Source organism: Porphyromonas loveana, assembly GCF_003096695.1.
Lineage (GTDB): Bacteria > Bacteroidota > Bacteroidia > Bacteroidales > Porphyromonadaceae > Porphyromonas > Porphyromonas loveana.
On the sequence record NZ_QEKY01000001.1, the window covers coordinates 182,843 to 198,691 of the forward strand.

Here is a 15,849-nt window from a genome sequence, read left to right on the forward strand (position 1 = left end):
TCTATTCGAACCGACTCGGGACCCAACTGACGATCCGACTTATGTCCAAAGGTTTTGGATGGTTCATCTATGCGTTGATTGCGATCACGCTCTTTTCTTGTAATGGTTCCTCGAAGAGCGAACGCTCTGAGACCGCTACTGTGGCCGTCGACTCCGCCGACTTCCATTTCCTTGTTCAATTCAAATATGCCAAAGGTATCGAGGTCGTCAACGGTCCCGACTACAAGACAGTATATGTATTCCATCCGGACAAACCCGATACGATGGCTACTTATATCCTCTATCCCCGCGACAAAAAAACTCCTACGGTAGCGGGTCGCAACGTGGCTTACATCCCTGTGCCGGCTCGCAGCATCGCTTGCCTGGCGACGACACAGATCGGTTCTCTCCCGTTACTCGAACAAGTGGATAAACTGGTGGGCTGTATCAATCTAAACAGTGTATGCAACGCTGATATTCGGGCTCGAATAGATCAAGGGCTGGTGCTGGAAATAGGAGCCGGTATGACCAAGAATATTGAGCAGATAGCGGGGTTGCACCCCGAAGTCTTGTTGCAAGATTTCTTTCACGTCTCGGATAAGGATGAGGAGCTGGTAGCTTCCGGCATCCAAACCGTTTTGTACAACGAATGGAAGGAGCGGAATTTGCTCGGTCGGGCAGAGTGGATGAAGCTCACGGCCATGCTACTCGGATGTAACAGTCTGGCAGACGAAGTTTTCAGCCGGATAGAAGCAGATTATATCGAAGCACAGCAATTGGTGGCTGGTACCACTACTCCCATTTCCGTCATGTACGGGCAGGACTATAGCGGCACGTGGTATCTACCAGGAGAACATAGCTACACGACAGCTATGTTCCGAGATGCGGGGATCAAGTTCGACTATGCAGCAGACCGAGTGGGCAGTCAGCCATGCAGCTTCGAGTACATATTCAGTCGCCATCGCCATGACAAAATATGGATATGCACGATGATGGGCAACATCCATACAATGGCGGACTTCCTTGCTCTCAACGAGCGTTATGGGCACTTCGACGCAGCCAAGGAAGGACGTATCTTTATCGACCGCAAACGTGTCAACGAATATGGCGGTAACGACTATTGGGAGAGCGGACTGTATCGTCCCGATCTCCTGCTGAAGGACCTCATCAAGATCACACGTCCGGAGCTTCTGCCCGACTATGAGACCTCTTATTGGATAGAACTCCCACGCTCATGACTCGTACTACGCTCATCTTCACCGTGCTCGTCCTGCTGACGATCGCTGCTTTCATCGCCGATTTGGTGTGGGGCAGCCTGGATATATCGCCTGCCGACGTGCTGTCTGCGCTGAGCGGCAGGGGCGATCTGGAGACCAAAGACTATGTTATCCGCAACTTCCGCCTCCCGAAAGCCTTGACTGCACTCTTTGCTGGTGCAGGCATATCCATTGCGGGATTGCAGATGCAGAGCCTCTTCCGCAATCCGCTCGCCGATACCTCCATCCTCGGCATCAGTAGTGGGGCGGGGCTTGGGGTGGCTCTTTACATCATGTCTTTTGCCATTCTCCCCGGCATCAGCTTGCAGACGGGTTCGGCTGATACATGGGGCGTCGCTTTGGCGTCGTGCATCGGTTCGATGCTTGTCCTCATGCTCATATCCGTGGTGGCAGCATGGCTCAGAGATATGGTCTCTGTGCTCATCGTGGGAGTCATGATCGGTTTCTTGGCCAGCTCGTTTATCTCCATCCTTCAGTTCTTCTCGGATAACGAGATGCTCAAAGGCTATCTCATCTGGTCTTTCGGCAGTGTGGCAGGCACCACGTGGCGGCAACTTTCTCTGATGATCCCCATCGTTTCTGTCGGGCTCTTCCTCTCTATGCTGATGCCTAAATATATGAATGCCTTGAGCATCGGAGAAAACTATGCTCGCAGCGTGGGCATTCGTGTCGAGCGCGACCGGATCATCATGATAGGCATCACCAGTGTGATCACAGGGACGATAACGGCCTTTACCGGTCCCATTGCCTTTCTCGGTATCGCCGTGCCACATTTTACCCGTTTGGCTTTCAAGAGTTCGAACTACCGCATACTACTCCCCGGAACGATGCTGTGCGGAGCTCTCTTGATGCTGATATGCGACATCATTACGCAAGTGCCCGGGCGAGGCTTTGTACTCCCGATCAATGCCATTACCTCGATGATCGGTGCGCCCGTCGTGATCTGGACCATCGCGCGCAATCGCAAGAAACGTCTAATCTTCTGAGCCTGACCCATGAGTACCCATGCCGATAATATCGTACTGAGCCGTCTCTCCACAGGCTATAAGAGCAGGAAAACGGAGCGGATCGTCTCCAAGCGGATTGACCTCTCAGTCCTGTCGGGAGAGTTGGTGATGCTGATGGGGCCTAACGGCTGCGGCAAGTCCACGCTCATGCTCACGATGGCAGGACTCTTGCAGCCTATGTCGGGCGAGATCACCATCGCAGGACGCGACATGCACAGTCTGCGTATGAGTGAAAAGGCCAAGATGTTCAGCTTGGTTCTCACTGACAAGATAGCATCCAGGAACCTAACGGTTCATGACATTGTGGTTATCGGACGCTATCCTTATGTGAGTTATAGAGGAAGGTTGAGTGCCGAGGACAAACGCATCGTGAGTGAATCACTTACGGCCTGCCGACTGACAGGATTCGAATCCCGCCTCTACAGCGAATTAAGCGACGGAGAGAAACAGCGCGTCATGATAGCGCGTGCGCTGGCTCAGCAGACACCCGTCATGCTCTTGGACGAACCGACAGCGCACTTAGACTTGCCAAGTCGTCTGGAGGTCATCGCCATGCTGCGCGATCTGACTCGCAATACCTACAAAAGCATCCTTATGTCCACGCACGAAATGGATCTGGCTTTGCAATGGGCTGACACTGTGTGGTTGATGGATAGGGAAGGAGTTGTCACCTGTGGCGCGCCCGAGGACTTGGTGTTGAGTCATGCTTTTGAACGTGTATTCGGCAACGATAAACTCAGCTTCGATCCGGAGCTTGGCGCCTTCTCTGTCAAGCATAGCACAGCCGTGCCAGTCTTGGTTGAGGGATGTGGTGCTTCTTATAAATGGACGCTCAATGCCCTGCATCGTAACGGCTTCGTAGAGACTGCCGATACGGCCTGCACAAGAAAAGTCCTTATTCAGGAAAACGGTTGGTTGTTGCAGTTAGAAAATCGTAGCGAGCGCCACGACTCTATCGGCTCGCTTCTACATGCCTTGCACTGTGTCCACAAATAGATAAATAAAGCCCGATCGTTCTATGTCCACTCCCATTCCCGAACTCGGCCAACTACAACCACTCTTCTTCAGCCCGATGGGCGATCCCATCTATCATTACGGTGAGAGTATGATCGTGCGTTTTGTCGGTCACCGCGGCGTAGTCAGTACGTCTAATCTTAACGGAGGTTACCGAGAGGATTTACAATACGCTTTCAATAATAGTTGCGGGCGGCATCCTGATGTAGTAGCTAAGCGCTCAACGGGCATGAGAGGCAAGACAATGACCGAGCATTATGCCGCCTTGGCAGAAGACTTGGGGCTTCCGCTCGCTGTTACGACGGGCATGGGGACAGCAGCTCTTATCGAGAATACAGCCATCTCTACACGCGAATATCATGGCGTCACGGTCATGGCTGTAACGACTGCGGGCATTGACGTCAACGGAGGACGGGCCGGAGAGCCGGCTGCCTACGACGAATTTACGCAGACCGACCTCATCAAACCCGGTACAATCAACGTCTTTCTCTTCATTGATGCTCTCTTGGATGCAGGAGCCTTGACGCGCGCCATCGTTACTGCAACCGAAGCTAAAACAGCAGCCCTGCAAGAACTTATGGCCAATAGCCGATACTCCGAAGATTTGGCTACCGGCTCTGGTACCGATTCCATGATAGCCGTTTGCAACAGAGCGTCCGAAACGGTGCTGTACAATAGTGGCAAGCATGTGTTGATGGGCGAGATGATAGGGCAGACAGTGAAGGAGTCGGTCAAAGAAGCCCTTGCTAAGCAGACTGCTATGACGCCTTTGCGGCAAGCATCGATCGAATGGCAGACGAAGCGCTACGAGATAACGAAGGAGGCGATAATCGCTCGTTGTCTCGAATTGTATCCGTCCCTGCAGAAAGAGGCATTGGAAGAAAAAATGATACAGATGGATCGAGACCAAAATCTCCTCGCTACAGTGGCTGCCATCGCTCATCTATGCGACCAAAATCGCTGGGGCATTCTCTCCGATGCAAGCATGAGCCACACAGCAGGCAGTATGCTCGACTCCCTTTTTGCAGAGAATAAGATCACAGATATAAAAAGGATGGACTATACATCTGTCGCAGATGAGCCGATCTATCGTACTGTCCTTTCCCAAACGATCCTGACTCTCGCCGGGATACTCAAACAGAGAATCACTACCTAAAGTAATAGTTTCAATAAATAACCCGTTATGAAAAAAATTTTCTTCGCGCTATTGTCTCTGGGCATATCAGCGCAGGCTTTTGCCAAAACCGACAATGAACAAGTTGACTCTTTGCGGTCGCAAAATCTGGAGCCCGTCACGGTTTACTCCACGCGTACTTCCGTCCCCTTGAAGCTCGTGCCGGCCAAGCTGGAAGTTATTCCGGCACGCAATATCGAGCAGTCCGGATTTACGAACATGACTGATCTGCTCAAGAGTCAAAGTTCCCTTGATGTGACCCAGTACCCGGGCTTTAATTCCAATATTGGTATCCGCGGTTTCAAGCCTTCGGGCAAGTATGTAAACGTGTTGGTGAACGGTATCCCTGCCGGTACAGACAACATCTCTACGCTCAGTGTTCAGGACATCGAGCAGATCGAGATCCTCAAAGGTCCCTTTTCCTCTATTTATGGTACAAATGCCATGGGCGGTATCATCAATGTTATCACCAAGAAGTCCAAGGACAAAGTGCGAGGCAACGTTTCGCTCGGCGGTGGTAGCTACGAGACCGTTGTGGGAGCCTTCAATATGGGTGGTCGCTTCGAGGATATCTTTTCCTTCGATCTGAGTGTGGGGTTGGACAAGCAGAACAGGGCCTACAAGACGGGTACAAAAAACTTCCTCTCCCTCAGTCCTCTTGAAGAACTTATCGTTGATCCTAAGACACAGGGACAAAAGATGGAGAATAGTGATTACACGATAGGCTCCGGACGTCTCCGCTTTGGTATCGATTTCGCTCAGGGATGGTCACTGAATGTGTACGAGAATCTCTTCATCGGTAACGATATCCCTCTTGGTGGCAGTATCTGGAAGGTGTATGGTCAGACTAAGAAAAATCTGAATCGTTCTGCTACTTCGGCCGAACTCCTCGGGCAACTTGGCAACCACAGTTTGCAGTTCTCTCCCTATTATAATGTGGAGAAGGCAGAGAACTACGACAAGGCTGATCCTACGGGCTTCGTCGATTTCAAATCCGACTATACTTCGCTTGGCGCTTTGTTGCAGGACAAAATCTCTTTCGGCCGTCATAATGTGGTTGTCGGTGTGGATGCCCGCAGTGCTACGACAAACTCTGAGCGATTCTCACAGGCAGGCGTCAATACGCTCCCGTACAACCCCGGCTACTCAACTAACAACCTGGGTGTATTCGGACAGGCCAACTTCTACCTGCTCGACAACGCCCTCACTCTTACTGCCGGTGCTCGAGCGGACTTCATGGCTTTCATCCTGAAAGAAAACAAATATCTCCATAATGACTATAAGAGAGAAAATCACAATGTAGTCAGCCCCAATGTCGGCCTCCGATACGAATTCGTCAAGGGACTCACGGCGCATGCCACTTATGGTAGCGCTTTCACGGCTCCGGATGCTTATCAGAAAGCCGGTTACTATGTGGGTGCTTTTGGTACGACAATGGGTAACCCCGACCTCAAGCCCGAGCGTTCTGCTACGTTCGACTTCGGATTCGGCTACAACAATCCTTCTTGTGGTATCCAAGCCGACGTGACCTACTTCCATACCGATCACAAGGATCTGATCATGTCAGTCTATGATGCCAACTATACAACCACCTATGTCAATACCGACAAGGCTCGTATGAGTGGTATCGAGGCCATGTTGTCCTATGACTTCGGCACTCTCTTTGCCAATAAGTTCTCGCTCCGCGCATTTATGAACGGTACTTTCATGCTCAATGCAGAGATGAAGGGCGATGCTGCCGACTCTCAATGGACCGATCTTTACTACGTACGCAAGCAGAACGTTACCTTCGGTCTCGATTTTCGCTGCAAGCAAGGTCTTGAGCTCATGCTGAACGGTCGCTTCATGGGACGTCGTATCGAACAGAACTGGTATACTTACTATCCCGAAGTACGTCCCGACTTGGCTGCTCTCTTGCAGGCCGAAGAACCCGAACTGGCTGCAAAAGGTCTGCTGCGTCATCCGCAAGCACTCGTCTTCAACGCGGCGGCTTACTACCACTTCAATAAGGTCTTGAGCGTTGGGTTGCACCTGAACAATATCCTCGACGAGAACTATACGGAGAAGGACGGCTACAATATGCCGGGTCGCAACCTCTTCGGCAAGCTCACTGTCAACTTCTAAACACGACAGAGGAGCTTTTTCCTTTAAAGGAAGCGGGTATGCCGAGTGAAATTTGGCATACCCGCTTTGCATTTGTAGTCCAGCCATGGCGCGAAAAAACTTTTCAACAACGAATACTTGTTTAGACTCATTCTAAATAAAAGCTCTTGGGGAAGGTGGCCGATGAGGCGACTGAGCCCGAAAGATTGGCCTTGGGAGGTCGTATGTCGATTTTTGGAAGAGTGGATGATCATCTTTATAATCCTTAGATGCAATTTTTATAAAAATCATTTCTAATTATTATAATCATTGCAAGTGAACTTTATAAAGATCAGAAACAGACTTTATAATCTTTACATCCTCCTTTGACCCAATTCTCGGTACGATAAACGCAAAGCGCCCACAGAGTTTTGATGATAACTCTGTGGGCGCTTTGCGTTGCTTCGGGAGCGTAAGTAGCGGTCTGTTATTCCTGACTGGTCATAATTGAGGGATTCGGATTAGCCTCAGGGAGTAGAAATCGAGTCATGTGCCGATCTGGTATGATAGGGCAAGATTGTGTGGGGAGAATCGAAAAGAGGTGCGTTGGGTACATCTTGGGGCATTTAGTTAGTGGCATCTTTTTGAGAGGCGATCGGATCAATTCAGAGAATAGGTGCTCGTTGGTCTGCAAAAGTAGCAGTATCGGGCGACTTGCACAAGGGGGCGATCACCGTTTGCCAAATTCAAAGCAGTCCGAAAAACCGATAAATTCCAATTTTCTTCTTCCTTTTTCCTATCTTAGTCGCGGATTAGCTCCCCTCCATTGTGTAAAAGCGGATATAAATAGAGGATGAAAATTGTAAAACGAACTGATAATAAGAACATTAAGTATGAGAGCAAGAATTATTCTAGCATTGCTTTTTGTCACCATGCTTGCGTATGGACAAGAGGCTAAAAAGAACACAGCGGGCACTCCCTCGCAGGAGTCGATTTCTTATGTGGAGAATGAGTTTATCATTTGGCTGGAGCAGGGGGTGGATGCAGCCTCATTCGCAGCGCGATCCAACGAAGCAATTGCTCCTAAAGAGCTGTTGTCCAAGGACCTGAACATTTGGCTTTTTGAGATCAAAGGCGATGTTAAACACAGAGATCTGATCATGCAAAATCTCTCTCGAAATGGTGATATCCGTCATATCCAAAATAATCACACCAACATCTCGATGCGAGACGTTACGCCTGATGATACCTACTACAACCAGCAATGGGCACCAGCGAAAATGCAGCTTCCCAAGGCATGGGACGAATACACGACCGGTGGTCTCACGGCTTTGGGCGATACGATTGTTGTGGCTGTTATCGATGGGGGAGTGTTTCTCAATCACCAAGATCTGAACCTCTGGAAAAATCGCCACGAGACTCCGGGTAACGGGATAGACGATGACGGCAATGGCTACATTGATGATTATCACGGATGGAATGCGTATACTAATAATGGCAATATAATATCGGACAGTCACGGTACGCATGTGGCTGGAATTGTCGGTGCTATCGGCAACAATGGCAAGGGAGTCGCCGGGGTGAATTGGGCTGTGAAAGTGCTTCCGATTCGTGGTAGTTCGGGAACCGAATCTATCGTCGTAAAGGCCTATTCTTATGTGCTGGCCCAGCGCAAACTCTACAATGAAACAAATGGAGAAAAAGGCGCCTTTATTGTGGCCTCCAACTCTTCTTTCGGTATAGACTATGCCAATCCGAACAATTACCCTATATGGTGCTCCATGTATGACGAGATGGGCAAGCAAGGTATCCTCAGTGCTGCTGCAGGACCCAATAGAAACGTGAATGTGGATCAGGTGGGTGATGTTCCTTCTACATGCGCAAGTTTGTATATGCTCGGTGTGACGAATACGACCAACCTCGATCAAAAATACGTTAGTGCGGGCTATGGGACTACCCATATCGACATTGGTGCTCCCGGCACCAATATTTATTCGACTATGCCGAACAATGCATATGCCAATAATACCGGTACATCTATGGCTACGCCTCAAGTGGCAGGTGTAATAGCTCTCATGTATGCGGCGATGCCCAAGAATATGATCGAGTCTTGCAAGGCAGATCCTGCAGCTTTCGCTCTCAAGGTGAGAGAGTTTTTGTTGGAAGGGGCCGATGAGCTTGCCTCTCTGAACAACTTGGTAGCCGGAAAAAGAAGACTCAATGCCTATGGTGCTATACAAAAGGCGGTGGCATATGGCAATAGCATGGACGAGGTCCTGAGCGACAACGATGTGAGCATCTTCCCCAATCCGACAGTTGGTGAACTGAGAGTCCAGGGGGGTGTAGACCGCGTAGAGGTTCTGGATGCTGCCGGTAAGAGCGTGGGTGTTTACGAAATGGCCGGTAAGAATCAGGACGTGATCAATATCTCTCACCTCCCGACCGGTGTTTATCTGGTGAAGATGAACACAAGCAAAGGTGAGATCCTTAAGAAAGTGGTGAAAGAATAAGCCTCCTGCTTACTTCCCCATGCGATAATAGAAGGGCTGTGTCACGCTGATGGCGCAGCCCTTTTTACTGCCGCAAACAAATTCTCAACGAGTAGGAGTCTGTGGTGGGTTTTGTGATTTCGATCGAATTTCGTTTCTTTGCAGTCGCTTTGCGTAATCTCTGGCAGGAAATAACGAGTTGCCTGTGAATATTGCGTTTAGTAAAAGGACTAATCCAAAAAGCAAGAACAATGGACTTTATTAAGATCGTAAACGAAGAGTTCAAGTCAGGGAAAGAACATCCCAAATTTAACAGCGGCGATACCATCACGGTAGAATACCGCATCAAGGAGGGTAACAAGGAACGTATCCAGAAGTATCGCGGCGTGGTTATCCGCATCAGCGGTCATGGCGAGAAAAAGCGTTTCACCGTTCGCAAGATTTCTGACGGCATCGGTGTGGAGCGTATCTTCCCGCTCGAAAGCCCCTTCATCGAAAGCATCACCGTTGAGAAGTACGGTAAGGTACGTCGTGCCAAGCTGTATTATCTGCGTGGCCTCACCGGCAAGAAAGCTCGTATCAAGGAGCGCCGCGTGAACGTTGCTTCCAAAGCGTAACATTTCGTAGAGCGAGACTTCAAGTCTCTCTGCACGCATACAGCATCACTGCCCGAGCTTACGACTCTTCGTCGTTTGCTCGGGCGAGCTGTTTTATATCCCGTGCTATCTGCTCGTGCATAGACTGTTGCTCGGTCAGTTTCTTATTATATGTAATGAACGCCCTCTTTTCATTATCTTTGCAATCATCGAAAAAAATTAAATAGGAATTGTAATATGGAAACCGTAGTCAGTGGCATCAGGCCGACCGGCAATCTGCATTTGGGCAACTATTTTGGCGCTATCAGGAGCTTTTTGGATATGCAACACAGCCATAATTGTTACTTCTTCATCGCCGACTGGCATTCCCTGACGACGCATCCGCATCCTGACAACATTGTACGCAATGTGCGCACCATTCTGGCTGAGTATTTGGCCTGTGGCATCGATCCCGAGAAAGCAACCATCTATGTGCAGAGCGATGTGCCCGAGGCGCTGGAGCTGTATCTCTACCTTAATATGAATGCCTACTTGGGGGAGTTGGAACGTACCACATCGTTTAAGGAAAAAGCTCGCCAACAGCCGGACAACGTCAATGCCGGTCTTCTCACTTACCCTACGCTCATGGCTGCGGACATCCTCCTACACAAGGCTGTCAAAGTGCCTGTAGGCAAAGATCAGGAGCAGAATATGGAGATGGCCCGCAAGTTTGCCCGCCGTTTCAATACGATATATGGTGTGGACTTCTTCCCCGAGCCTGCCTCTTTCTCGCTTGGTGCTACGGCGGTGAAGGTGCCGGGTCTGGACGGTTCCGGCAAGATGGGCAAGAGCGAAGGCAATGCCATCTATTTGGCCGACGATCCCAAAGCAATCAGCAAGAAAGTGATGAAGGCTGTAACCGATGCCGGTCCCCAAGAGCCCAACAGCATCAAGCCGGAACCGGTGGAGAACCTCTTCTCCATGCTGCGCATCGTATCCAGCGAAGAGGTTTACAATCACTTCGATGGACTCTATAACAGCTGTGCCATCCGATACGGCGATCTCAAGAAGCAGTTGGCCGAAGATATCGTGTCTTTCACCGCTCCGATACGTGAGCGTATCTTGGAGATTCAGGCCGACGAAGACTATCTCGATAGAGTCGTACGTGAAGGAGCTGAGCGGGCACGAGAAAGCGCTGTGCGCACCGTTGCCGAAGTGCGCCGGATCATCGGCTTTCGTTAAGCTTTCGACGGATAAAGGCAAGTCCTAAAACAAGAAACAAGATCATAAGAATAGATACAATTATGGATATTCAGATTCAAGGTCAGCTCGTTCAGGTGCTGCCTCTCAGCTCCGGAGTCGGCAAGACTTCCGGCAAGGAATGGAAAAAACAAGAGTACGTACTGGAAACCCCCGATCAGTTTCCCCGCAAGATTCACTTCAGTGTCTGGGGCGATCGCATTGACCCTTCCTATCAAGTAGGTGATCAGGTGACCATCTGGGTAGATGTGGAGAGCCGTGAATTCAATGGTCGTTGGTACACGGATGTGAAGGCTTGGCGCATGGAGCGAGGCTTGGTAGCCCCGCAAGCTCCTCAGATGCAACCCGAAGCAACTCCTGCATCGGCTCCTTCTTTCGCCGCACAGCAGCCGACCATGCCTGCTCAGCCGGCAACGGGTTGGGCATCCAATTCCGACTCCGGCGACGACTTGCCCTTCTGATGAAGATACTCCTGCTCGTTGTAGGTAAGACCGACAGCAAACTGATGGCTCAAGCTACGGACGAATACATCCGTCGGCTGAGCCATTATGTGTCTTTCGAGATAGAGGTGATTCCCGATGTCCGCATCGGTAGTAAAACCTCTCCCGAACAGCAGAAGGAAATGGAGGGTAGGGAGATTCTTGCCCGTTTGCGCCCTTCGGACAGTGTCGTCTTGCTGGATGAACGTGGCAAGGAGCATAGCAGTATGGAGTTTGCTTCCTATTTGCAGAAGAAGATGCTTGCCGGCATTCACCGCCTTGTTTTCATCGTTGGCGGACCGTATGGATTCAGTTCGGCGATATACAATGCAGCAGCCGAGCGTGTATCGCTCAGTCGGATGACTTTCTCCCACCAGATGATCAGACTCTTCTTCACCGAGCAGATCTATCGGGCAATGACCATTCTCAATCACGAACCCTATCATCACGAATAACACTAAACCTTTTTCGTATTTTCCCGTCTATTTCTATATCACGTAGCAATGTTCGGACAAATATGATGACGAAATATTTCTTCTTACTTGTCAGTATGGTCTCTTTAGGATTATTCAGTGCCGGCAGTTGTTCCCCATCGGCACATCAGAGCGACAGCATCCCCGAAACGCGGACAATCTATCTGGCGGGAGGATGCTTTTGGGGGACGGATCACTTCCTCAAGCAGATACGCGGAGTGCGGAACACAGAAGTGGGATATGCCAACGGCAACATAGAAGATCCCACTTATGAAGAAGTGTGTACGCAGACTACCGGTTTTGCAGAGACAGTGCGAGTGGAGTATGCGCCGACTGAGCTCTCTCTTACACTATTGCTCGAACTTTTCTTCAAGACAATTGACCCGACTATCCTCAATAGACAAGGACCTGATATGGGTACGCAGTACCGCACAGGGATCTACTACACCGATCCGGAAGATGCTGCTACTGTCACCGCAGCTTTGGAGGCATTGGCGCAGCAGTATGACCGGCCGATCGTGGTGGAGCATGAACCACTCAAAAACTTCTATGCAGCCGAGCGTTACCATCAAGATTATCTGGAGCATAATCCGCGAGGTTATTGTCATATAGATCCTGCGCTCTTCGAGTTGGCCAGAAAAGCCAATCCCGATCCTAACGGGCGTGTCTATCAACGTGCCGAGGACGAGGAGCTTCGTCGTCGTCTGACACCGGAGCAGTATGCCGTCACTCGCAACAATGCTACGGAGCCGGCATTTAGGAATGAATATTGGGATGAATTTGATGAAGGGATTTACGTAGATGTCACGACAGGTGAACCGCTTTTCCTTTCGACGGATAAGTTCGAATCGGGTTGTGGGTGGCCCAGCTTTACGAAGCCCATTCGGAAAGACCTCATCGTAGAACGTATCGACCGCACGCATGGAATGACCCGAACCGAAGTCCGCAGTAACACGGGGGATGCCCATTTGGGGCATGTCTTCAATGACGGCCCGATGGAGAAAGGCGGACTACGTTATTGTATTAATAGCGCTTCGCTCCGATTCATCCCCAAAGAAGAGATGCAGCAAGAGGGCTATGGAGATCTTTTGCGCCTGCTGGATAAGCGGTGATAGAAGAATAGAGAGGGGTCGCTATGATCAAGGTAAATTCAAAACACAAACGTGTATGGACGATCACTGCCATTGCATTGGTGGTCGTTATCTCTTTGGGGGTATGGCTTTTTCGTTATTCCCCATATGGGTATAGATTTGAGATTCGTGACGAGCTGGGCGGTAACATCTTTCCTTCGGCAATTCTCTCTGTGGCGACGACCGATGCCGAGGTGATTCAGCCGGCGGAGGGCTTGTATGTGGGCAATCCGAAGTCAGTCATTTCCGTACGGCTACGCACGCGCTCTGCGGTCAGCCGAGTGAGGATCGAAGTGGAAGAGACACCTTTCTTTGCGCGTTCTGTCTCTGAATTCATATTGGATAAGGCTCGTTCCTATTATACTATATATCCGGATATCATCTGGAAATATGAGGTGTTGCGTAACAATAATCAGGCTGAGCCTATAAGTGTGGCTGTGAAGGTAGAGATCAATGGTGTAGATCTTGGCCAACAGGTGCGTACCTACTCGGTGCGCAGTCTCAATGAGTGTCTCCTAGGCTATTTCACTGCCGACAGAGTTTTCCATGAGACGGGGATTTTCTTTGCCGCCTATGTAAACGAGGAGAATCCCAAGATTGACCAGCTTTTGCGAGAGGCCTTGAATACGCGAATTGTCAATCGCTTTTCTGGTTATCAAAATGCTCACACACCTGTTGACAAACAAGTTTATGCCCTTTGGAATATCCTGCAGAAACGACAATTCAAATATAGCTCGGTGGCCAATTCGAGTCTGTCGAGCAATGTAGTTCTCTCTCAGCGGGTGCGTACCTTTGATGATGCCTTGGAGTCTTCTCAGATCAACTGCGTAGATGGTAGTGTGCTTTTCGCTTCATTACTCCGGGCGATTAATATCGAGCCCATCCTTGTTCGTATGCCTGGGCACATGTTTGTCGGCTATTATACAGATGGCACCAAGCAACAGAAAAATTTTTTGGAAACAACGATGATCGGAGATGTCGATCTGGATGACTTCTTCCCCGATGAGCAACTTGATTCTACAATGATGGGCAAATCCCAGAATCAGATGTCTCTTCTCACTTTCGAGAAATCGAAGGAGTATGCCAATAAAAAATATGAAGAGAGTGAAGAGCTGATTCACTCCGGTCAGTCTGGCTATATGTTCTTGGAAATATCCAAAGGCGTTCGCAAGCGTATCCAGTCCATCGGCAAGTAACAATAGCCTTTTATCCCTTCGCTTTTACAATGGGTGAGGTCTAACAAAGTGCGTCCGATAAAGGTTTCTTCCTTTATCGGACGCATCCTATATAATGAAAGCCGCACTGCGGATAGCGTAAACTCCGAAAGACAAGATTTGAGGATTCCATCACCTTTGTAATCCGCTGTGCGTAGAAGCAACCCGAAGGTGCGGCCCGCCATCAGCGATGAAATTGTCCACGGAATAAATTGTTATGATGAGTTTCCCGATCTAACAGTGCGGCTTATTCCTTTTGTCCTATTGCAAAGTTAGCAATATTGTTTAGATTTGCAACCCCATTTTGTCTCACTATAACAATAGTATGACTCCCTCTATTCAACCCGATCGTCGATCCCGACGCATCAGACGTGTCACAGTTATGGGTAGTATCCTTAACCTGCTGCTGACAATCGGCAAGTTCGTTGCCGGCATCGTTGGCCTTAGTGGGGCTATGATTGCCGATGCTGTCCACTCACTATCTGATCTGATGACGGATGCAGTCGTTTTTGTATTCGTCTCTATTTCGGGCAAACCTTCAGATAAGAAGCACGATTATGGCCATGGCAAATACGAAACTATGGGTACAGTCATTATTGCTGTTGCTCTCATCATCGTTGGGGCCATGCTATGTTCTGAGGGATTAACCAAAGTGTATAACCATTTGCACTATGGTACAGAGTTGTCTCGACCAGGACTCATCGCCCTTATCATGGCTATTTTCTCCATTGCGCTGAAAGAATGGTTGTTTCGCGTCACCTTCCGTGTTGGTAAAGAAGAAAATAGTCGTTCCGTAATTGCCAATGCGTGGCACCACCGTAGCGATGCCTATTCTTCTATTGCTACCTTTGTCGGCATATCCGGCGCTTCCCTTTTGGGAAAGGGGTGGATGATCCTCGAGCCTCTGTCTGCAGCTGTTGTCAGTGTCTTCATTATTAAGGTAGGGTTCCAGATGGCTCTTCCGGCTTTCCGAGATTTGCTTGAGCAAAGTCTGCCCGATGATCTAGAAGCTGAGATTGAACAAATCATTCGCACAGAGTCTGCCGTGGTTGATGTGCGTAAGCTGCGCACCCGTAGCATCGGCAACTATTACGCTGTCGAAGCCGATGTCTTGGTGGATGGCGAGATGACAGTAGCTTCGTCTCATGCCGCGACTCAGCGGATTGAGGAGAGTCTGCGTCGCCAATATGGAGAGCCTACACATATTGTAATACATATTGAGCCTTCCTCCAAAAAGTGATGCAGACCGAAATCAGATTGGATGCCATGCGTTTTTATGCTCATCATGGAGTCATGGAGCAAGAACAAATAGTCGGTAATTGGTTTGTAGCGGATTTGTCTCTGCAGGTCGATCTGTCTCAGGCCGTTGAGTCCGACTCCATAGAAGATACACTTCACTATGGACACATATATGAAGCCGTAAAGGAAGAGATGTCTATCCCTTCTAAGCTCATTGAGCATGTGGCAGGGCGCATCCTTCGTCGTATCCGTCGTGATTTCCCTCAAGTCTCAGGAGTCACGGTGAGTCTCAGTAAGCTCAATCCTCCTGTTGGAGCTGATATTCATTCTGCCACAATAATCTTGAGAGACTGACAAAATGAGCCAAAAATCTGCCATTTCTGCTAAGTTTGGATGGCAAATAGACGAGAAGCGGATTTCTTAGAGAGAAAAACAATCGAAAAGATTAGTCAGAATA

At 49.5% G+C, this 15,849-nt stretch carries 14 protein-coding genes; all 14 read left to right on the top strand.

Annotated features, from left to right (window positions below):
* Positions 1-41 precede the first annotated feature (41 nt).
* The 14 genes from C7382_RS00765 to folB all read left to right on the top strand — a co-directional run bounded on the left by C7382_RS00765 (position 42) and on the right by folB (position 15,746).
* The gene (locus tag C7382_RS00765; protein WP_116678405.1) at positions 42-1,217 is read left to right on the top strand and encodes an ABC transporter substrate-binding protein; all 1,176 of its coding nucleotides are present in this window, start codon (positions 42-44) and stop codon (positions 1,215-1,217) included.
* A complete protein-coding gene (locus C7382_RS00770) occupies positions 1,214-2,242 on the top strand; it encodes a FecCD family ABC transporter permease (RefSeq protein ID WP_116678406.1) in 1,029 nt (342 codons plus the stop codon). The genes C7382_RS00765 and C7382_RS00770 overlap by 4 nt, the downstream gene beginning before the upstream one ends.
* Positions 2,243-2,251: 9 nt before the next feature.
* Entirely contained in the window at positions 2,252-3,259 is a 1,008-nt protein-coding gene (locus tag C7382_RS00775; protein WP_116678407.1) for an ABC transporter ATP-binding protein, read from the top strand.
* Between the two features lie 22 nt (positions 3,260-3,281).
* Complete coding sequence (locus C7382_RS00780) at positions 3,282-4,433, top strand: adenosylcobinamide amidohydrolase (protein WP_243405610.1); 1,152 nt, start codon at positions 3,282-3,284, stop codon at positions 4,431-4,433.
* Positions 4,434-4,460: 27 nt separating this feature from the next.
* A complete protein-coding gene (locus tag C7382_RS00785) occupies positions 4,461-6,575 on the top strand; it encodes a TonB-dependent hemoglobin/transferrin/lactoferrin family receptor (RefSeq protein WP_116678408.1) in 2,115 nt (704 codons plus the stop codon).
* Between the two features lie 851 nt (positions 6,576-7,426).
* Positions 7,427-9,043, top strand: coding sequence for a S8/S53 family peptidase (locus tag C7382_RS00790; protein WP_116678409.1), 1,617 nt, complete (start codon positions 7,427-7,429; stop codon positions 9,041-9,043).
* Between the two features lie 230 nt (positions 9,044-9,273).
* Positions 9,274-9,639 (top strand): 50S ribosomal protein L19, encoded by a 366-nt coding sequence (rplS, locus tag C7382_RS00795; RefSeq protein ID WP_116678410.1) that lies wholly within the window; start codon positions 9,274-9,276, stop codon positions 9,637-9,639.
* Positions 9,640-9,855: 216 nt separating this feature from the next.
* A complete protein-coding gene (gene trpS, locus C7382_RS00800) occupies positions 9,856-10,839 on the top strand; it encodes a tryptophan--tRNA ligase (RefSeq protein WP_116678411.1) in 984 nt (327 codons plus the stop codon).
* Between the two features lie 62 nt (positions 10,840-10,901).
* Positions 10,902-11,318 (top strand): DUF3127 domain-containing protein, encoded by a 417-nt coding sequence (locus tag C7382_RS00805; RefSeq protein ID WP_116678412.1) that lies wholly within the window; start codon positions 10,902-10,904, stop codon positions 11,316-11,318.
* Positions 11,318-11,791, top strand: a complete 474-nt coding sequence (gene rlmH, locus C7382_RS00810; RefSeq protein ID WP_116678413.1) for a 23S rRNA (pseudouridine(1915)-N(3))-methyltransferase RlmH — start codon at positions 11,318-11,320, stop codon at positions 11,789-11,791. Before C7382_RS00805 ends, rlmH begins: the two co-directional genes overlap by 1 nt.
* 65 nt (positions 11,792-11,856) lie before the next feature.
* Positions 11,857-12,921 carry a peptide-methionine (R)-S-oxide reductase MsrB gene (msrB, locus tag C7382_RS00815; RefSeq protein ID WP_116678458.1) on the top strand — a complete coding sequence of 355 codons (1,065 nt, stop codon included), beginning with the start codon at positions 11,857-11,859 and terminating at the stop codon, positions 12,919-12,921.
* Positions 12,922-12,944: 23 nt separating this feature from the next.
* The gene (locus C7382_RS00820) at positions 12,945-14,135 is read left to right on the top strand and encodes a hypothetical protein (RefSeq protein ID WP_116678414.1); all 1,191 of its coding nucleotides are present in this window, start codon (positions 12,945-12,947) and stop codon (positions 14,133-14,135) included.
* Positions 14,136-14,478: 343 nt separating this feature from the next.
* Positions 14,479-15,393 (top strand): cation diffusion facilitator family transporter, encoded by a 915-nt coding sequence (locus C7382_RS00825; RefSeq protein WP_116678415.1) that lies wholly within the window; start codon positions 14,479-14,481, stop codon positions 15,391-15,393.
* Entirely contained in the window at positions 15,393-15,746 is a 354-nt protein-coding gene (gene folB / locus C7382_RS00830; RefSeq protein WP_116678416.1) for a dihydroneopterin aldolase, read from the top strand. The genes C7382_RS00825 and folB overlap by 1 nt, the downstream gene beginning before the upstream one ends.
* Positions 15,747-15,849: the final 103 nt, after the last annotated feature.

Coding starts and splice junctions, on each gene's coding strand:
- folB (WP_116678416.1), top strand. CDS start 15,393: ATGCAGACCGAAATCAGATTGGATGCCATGCGTTTTTATGCTCATCAT.
- C7382_RS00770 (WP_116678406.1), top strand. CDS start 1,214: ATGACTCGTACTACGCTCATCTTCACCGTGCTCGTCCTGCTGACGATC.
- msrB (WP_116678458.1), top strand. CDS start 11,857: ATGACGAAATATTTCTTCTTACTTGTCAGTATGGTCTCTTTAGGATTA.
- rplS (WP_116678410.1), top strand. CDS start 9,274: ATGGACTTTATTAAGATCGTAAACGAAGAGTTCAAGTCAGGGAAAGAA.
- C7382_RS00790 (WP_116678409.1), top strand. CDS start 7,427: ATGAGAGCAAGAATTATTCTAGCATTGCTTTTTGTCACCATGCTTGCG.
- C7382_RS00820 (WP_116678414.1), top strand. CDS start 12,945: ATGATCAAGGTAAATTCAAAACACAAACGTGTATGGACGATCACTGCC.
- C7382_RS00765 (WP_116678405.1), top strand. CDS start 42: ATGTCCAAAGGTTTTGGATGGTTCATCTATGCGTTGATTGCGATCACG.
- C7382_RS00805 (WP_116678412.1), top strand. CDS start 10,902: ATGGATATTCAGATTCAAGGTCAGCTCGTTCAGGTGCTGCCTCTCAGC.
- C7382_RS00785 (WP_116678408.1), top strand. CDS start 4,461: ATGAAAAAAATTTTCTTCGCGCTATTGTCTCTGGGCATATCAGCGCAG.
- trpS (WP_116678411.1), top strand. CDS start 9,856: ATGGAAACCGTAGTCAGTGGCATCAGGCCGACCGGCAATCTGCATTTG.
- rlmH (WP_116678413.1), top strand. CDS start 11,318: ATGAAGATACTCCTGCTCGTTGTAGGTAAGACCGACAGCAAACTGATG.
- C7382_RS00775 (WP_116678407.1), top strand. CDS start 2,252: ATGAGTACCCATGCCGATAATATCGTACTGAGCCGTCTCTCCACAGGC.
- C7382_RS00825 (WP_116678415.1), top strand. CDS start 14,479: ATGACTCCCTCTATTCAACCCGATCGTCGATCCCGACGCATCAGACGT.
- C7382_RS00780 (WP_243405610.1), top strand. CDS start 3,282: ATGTCCACTCCCATTCCCGAACTCGGCCAACTACAACCACTCTTCTTC.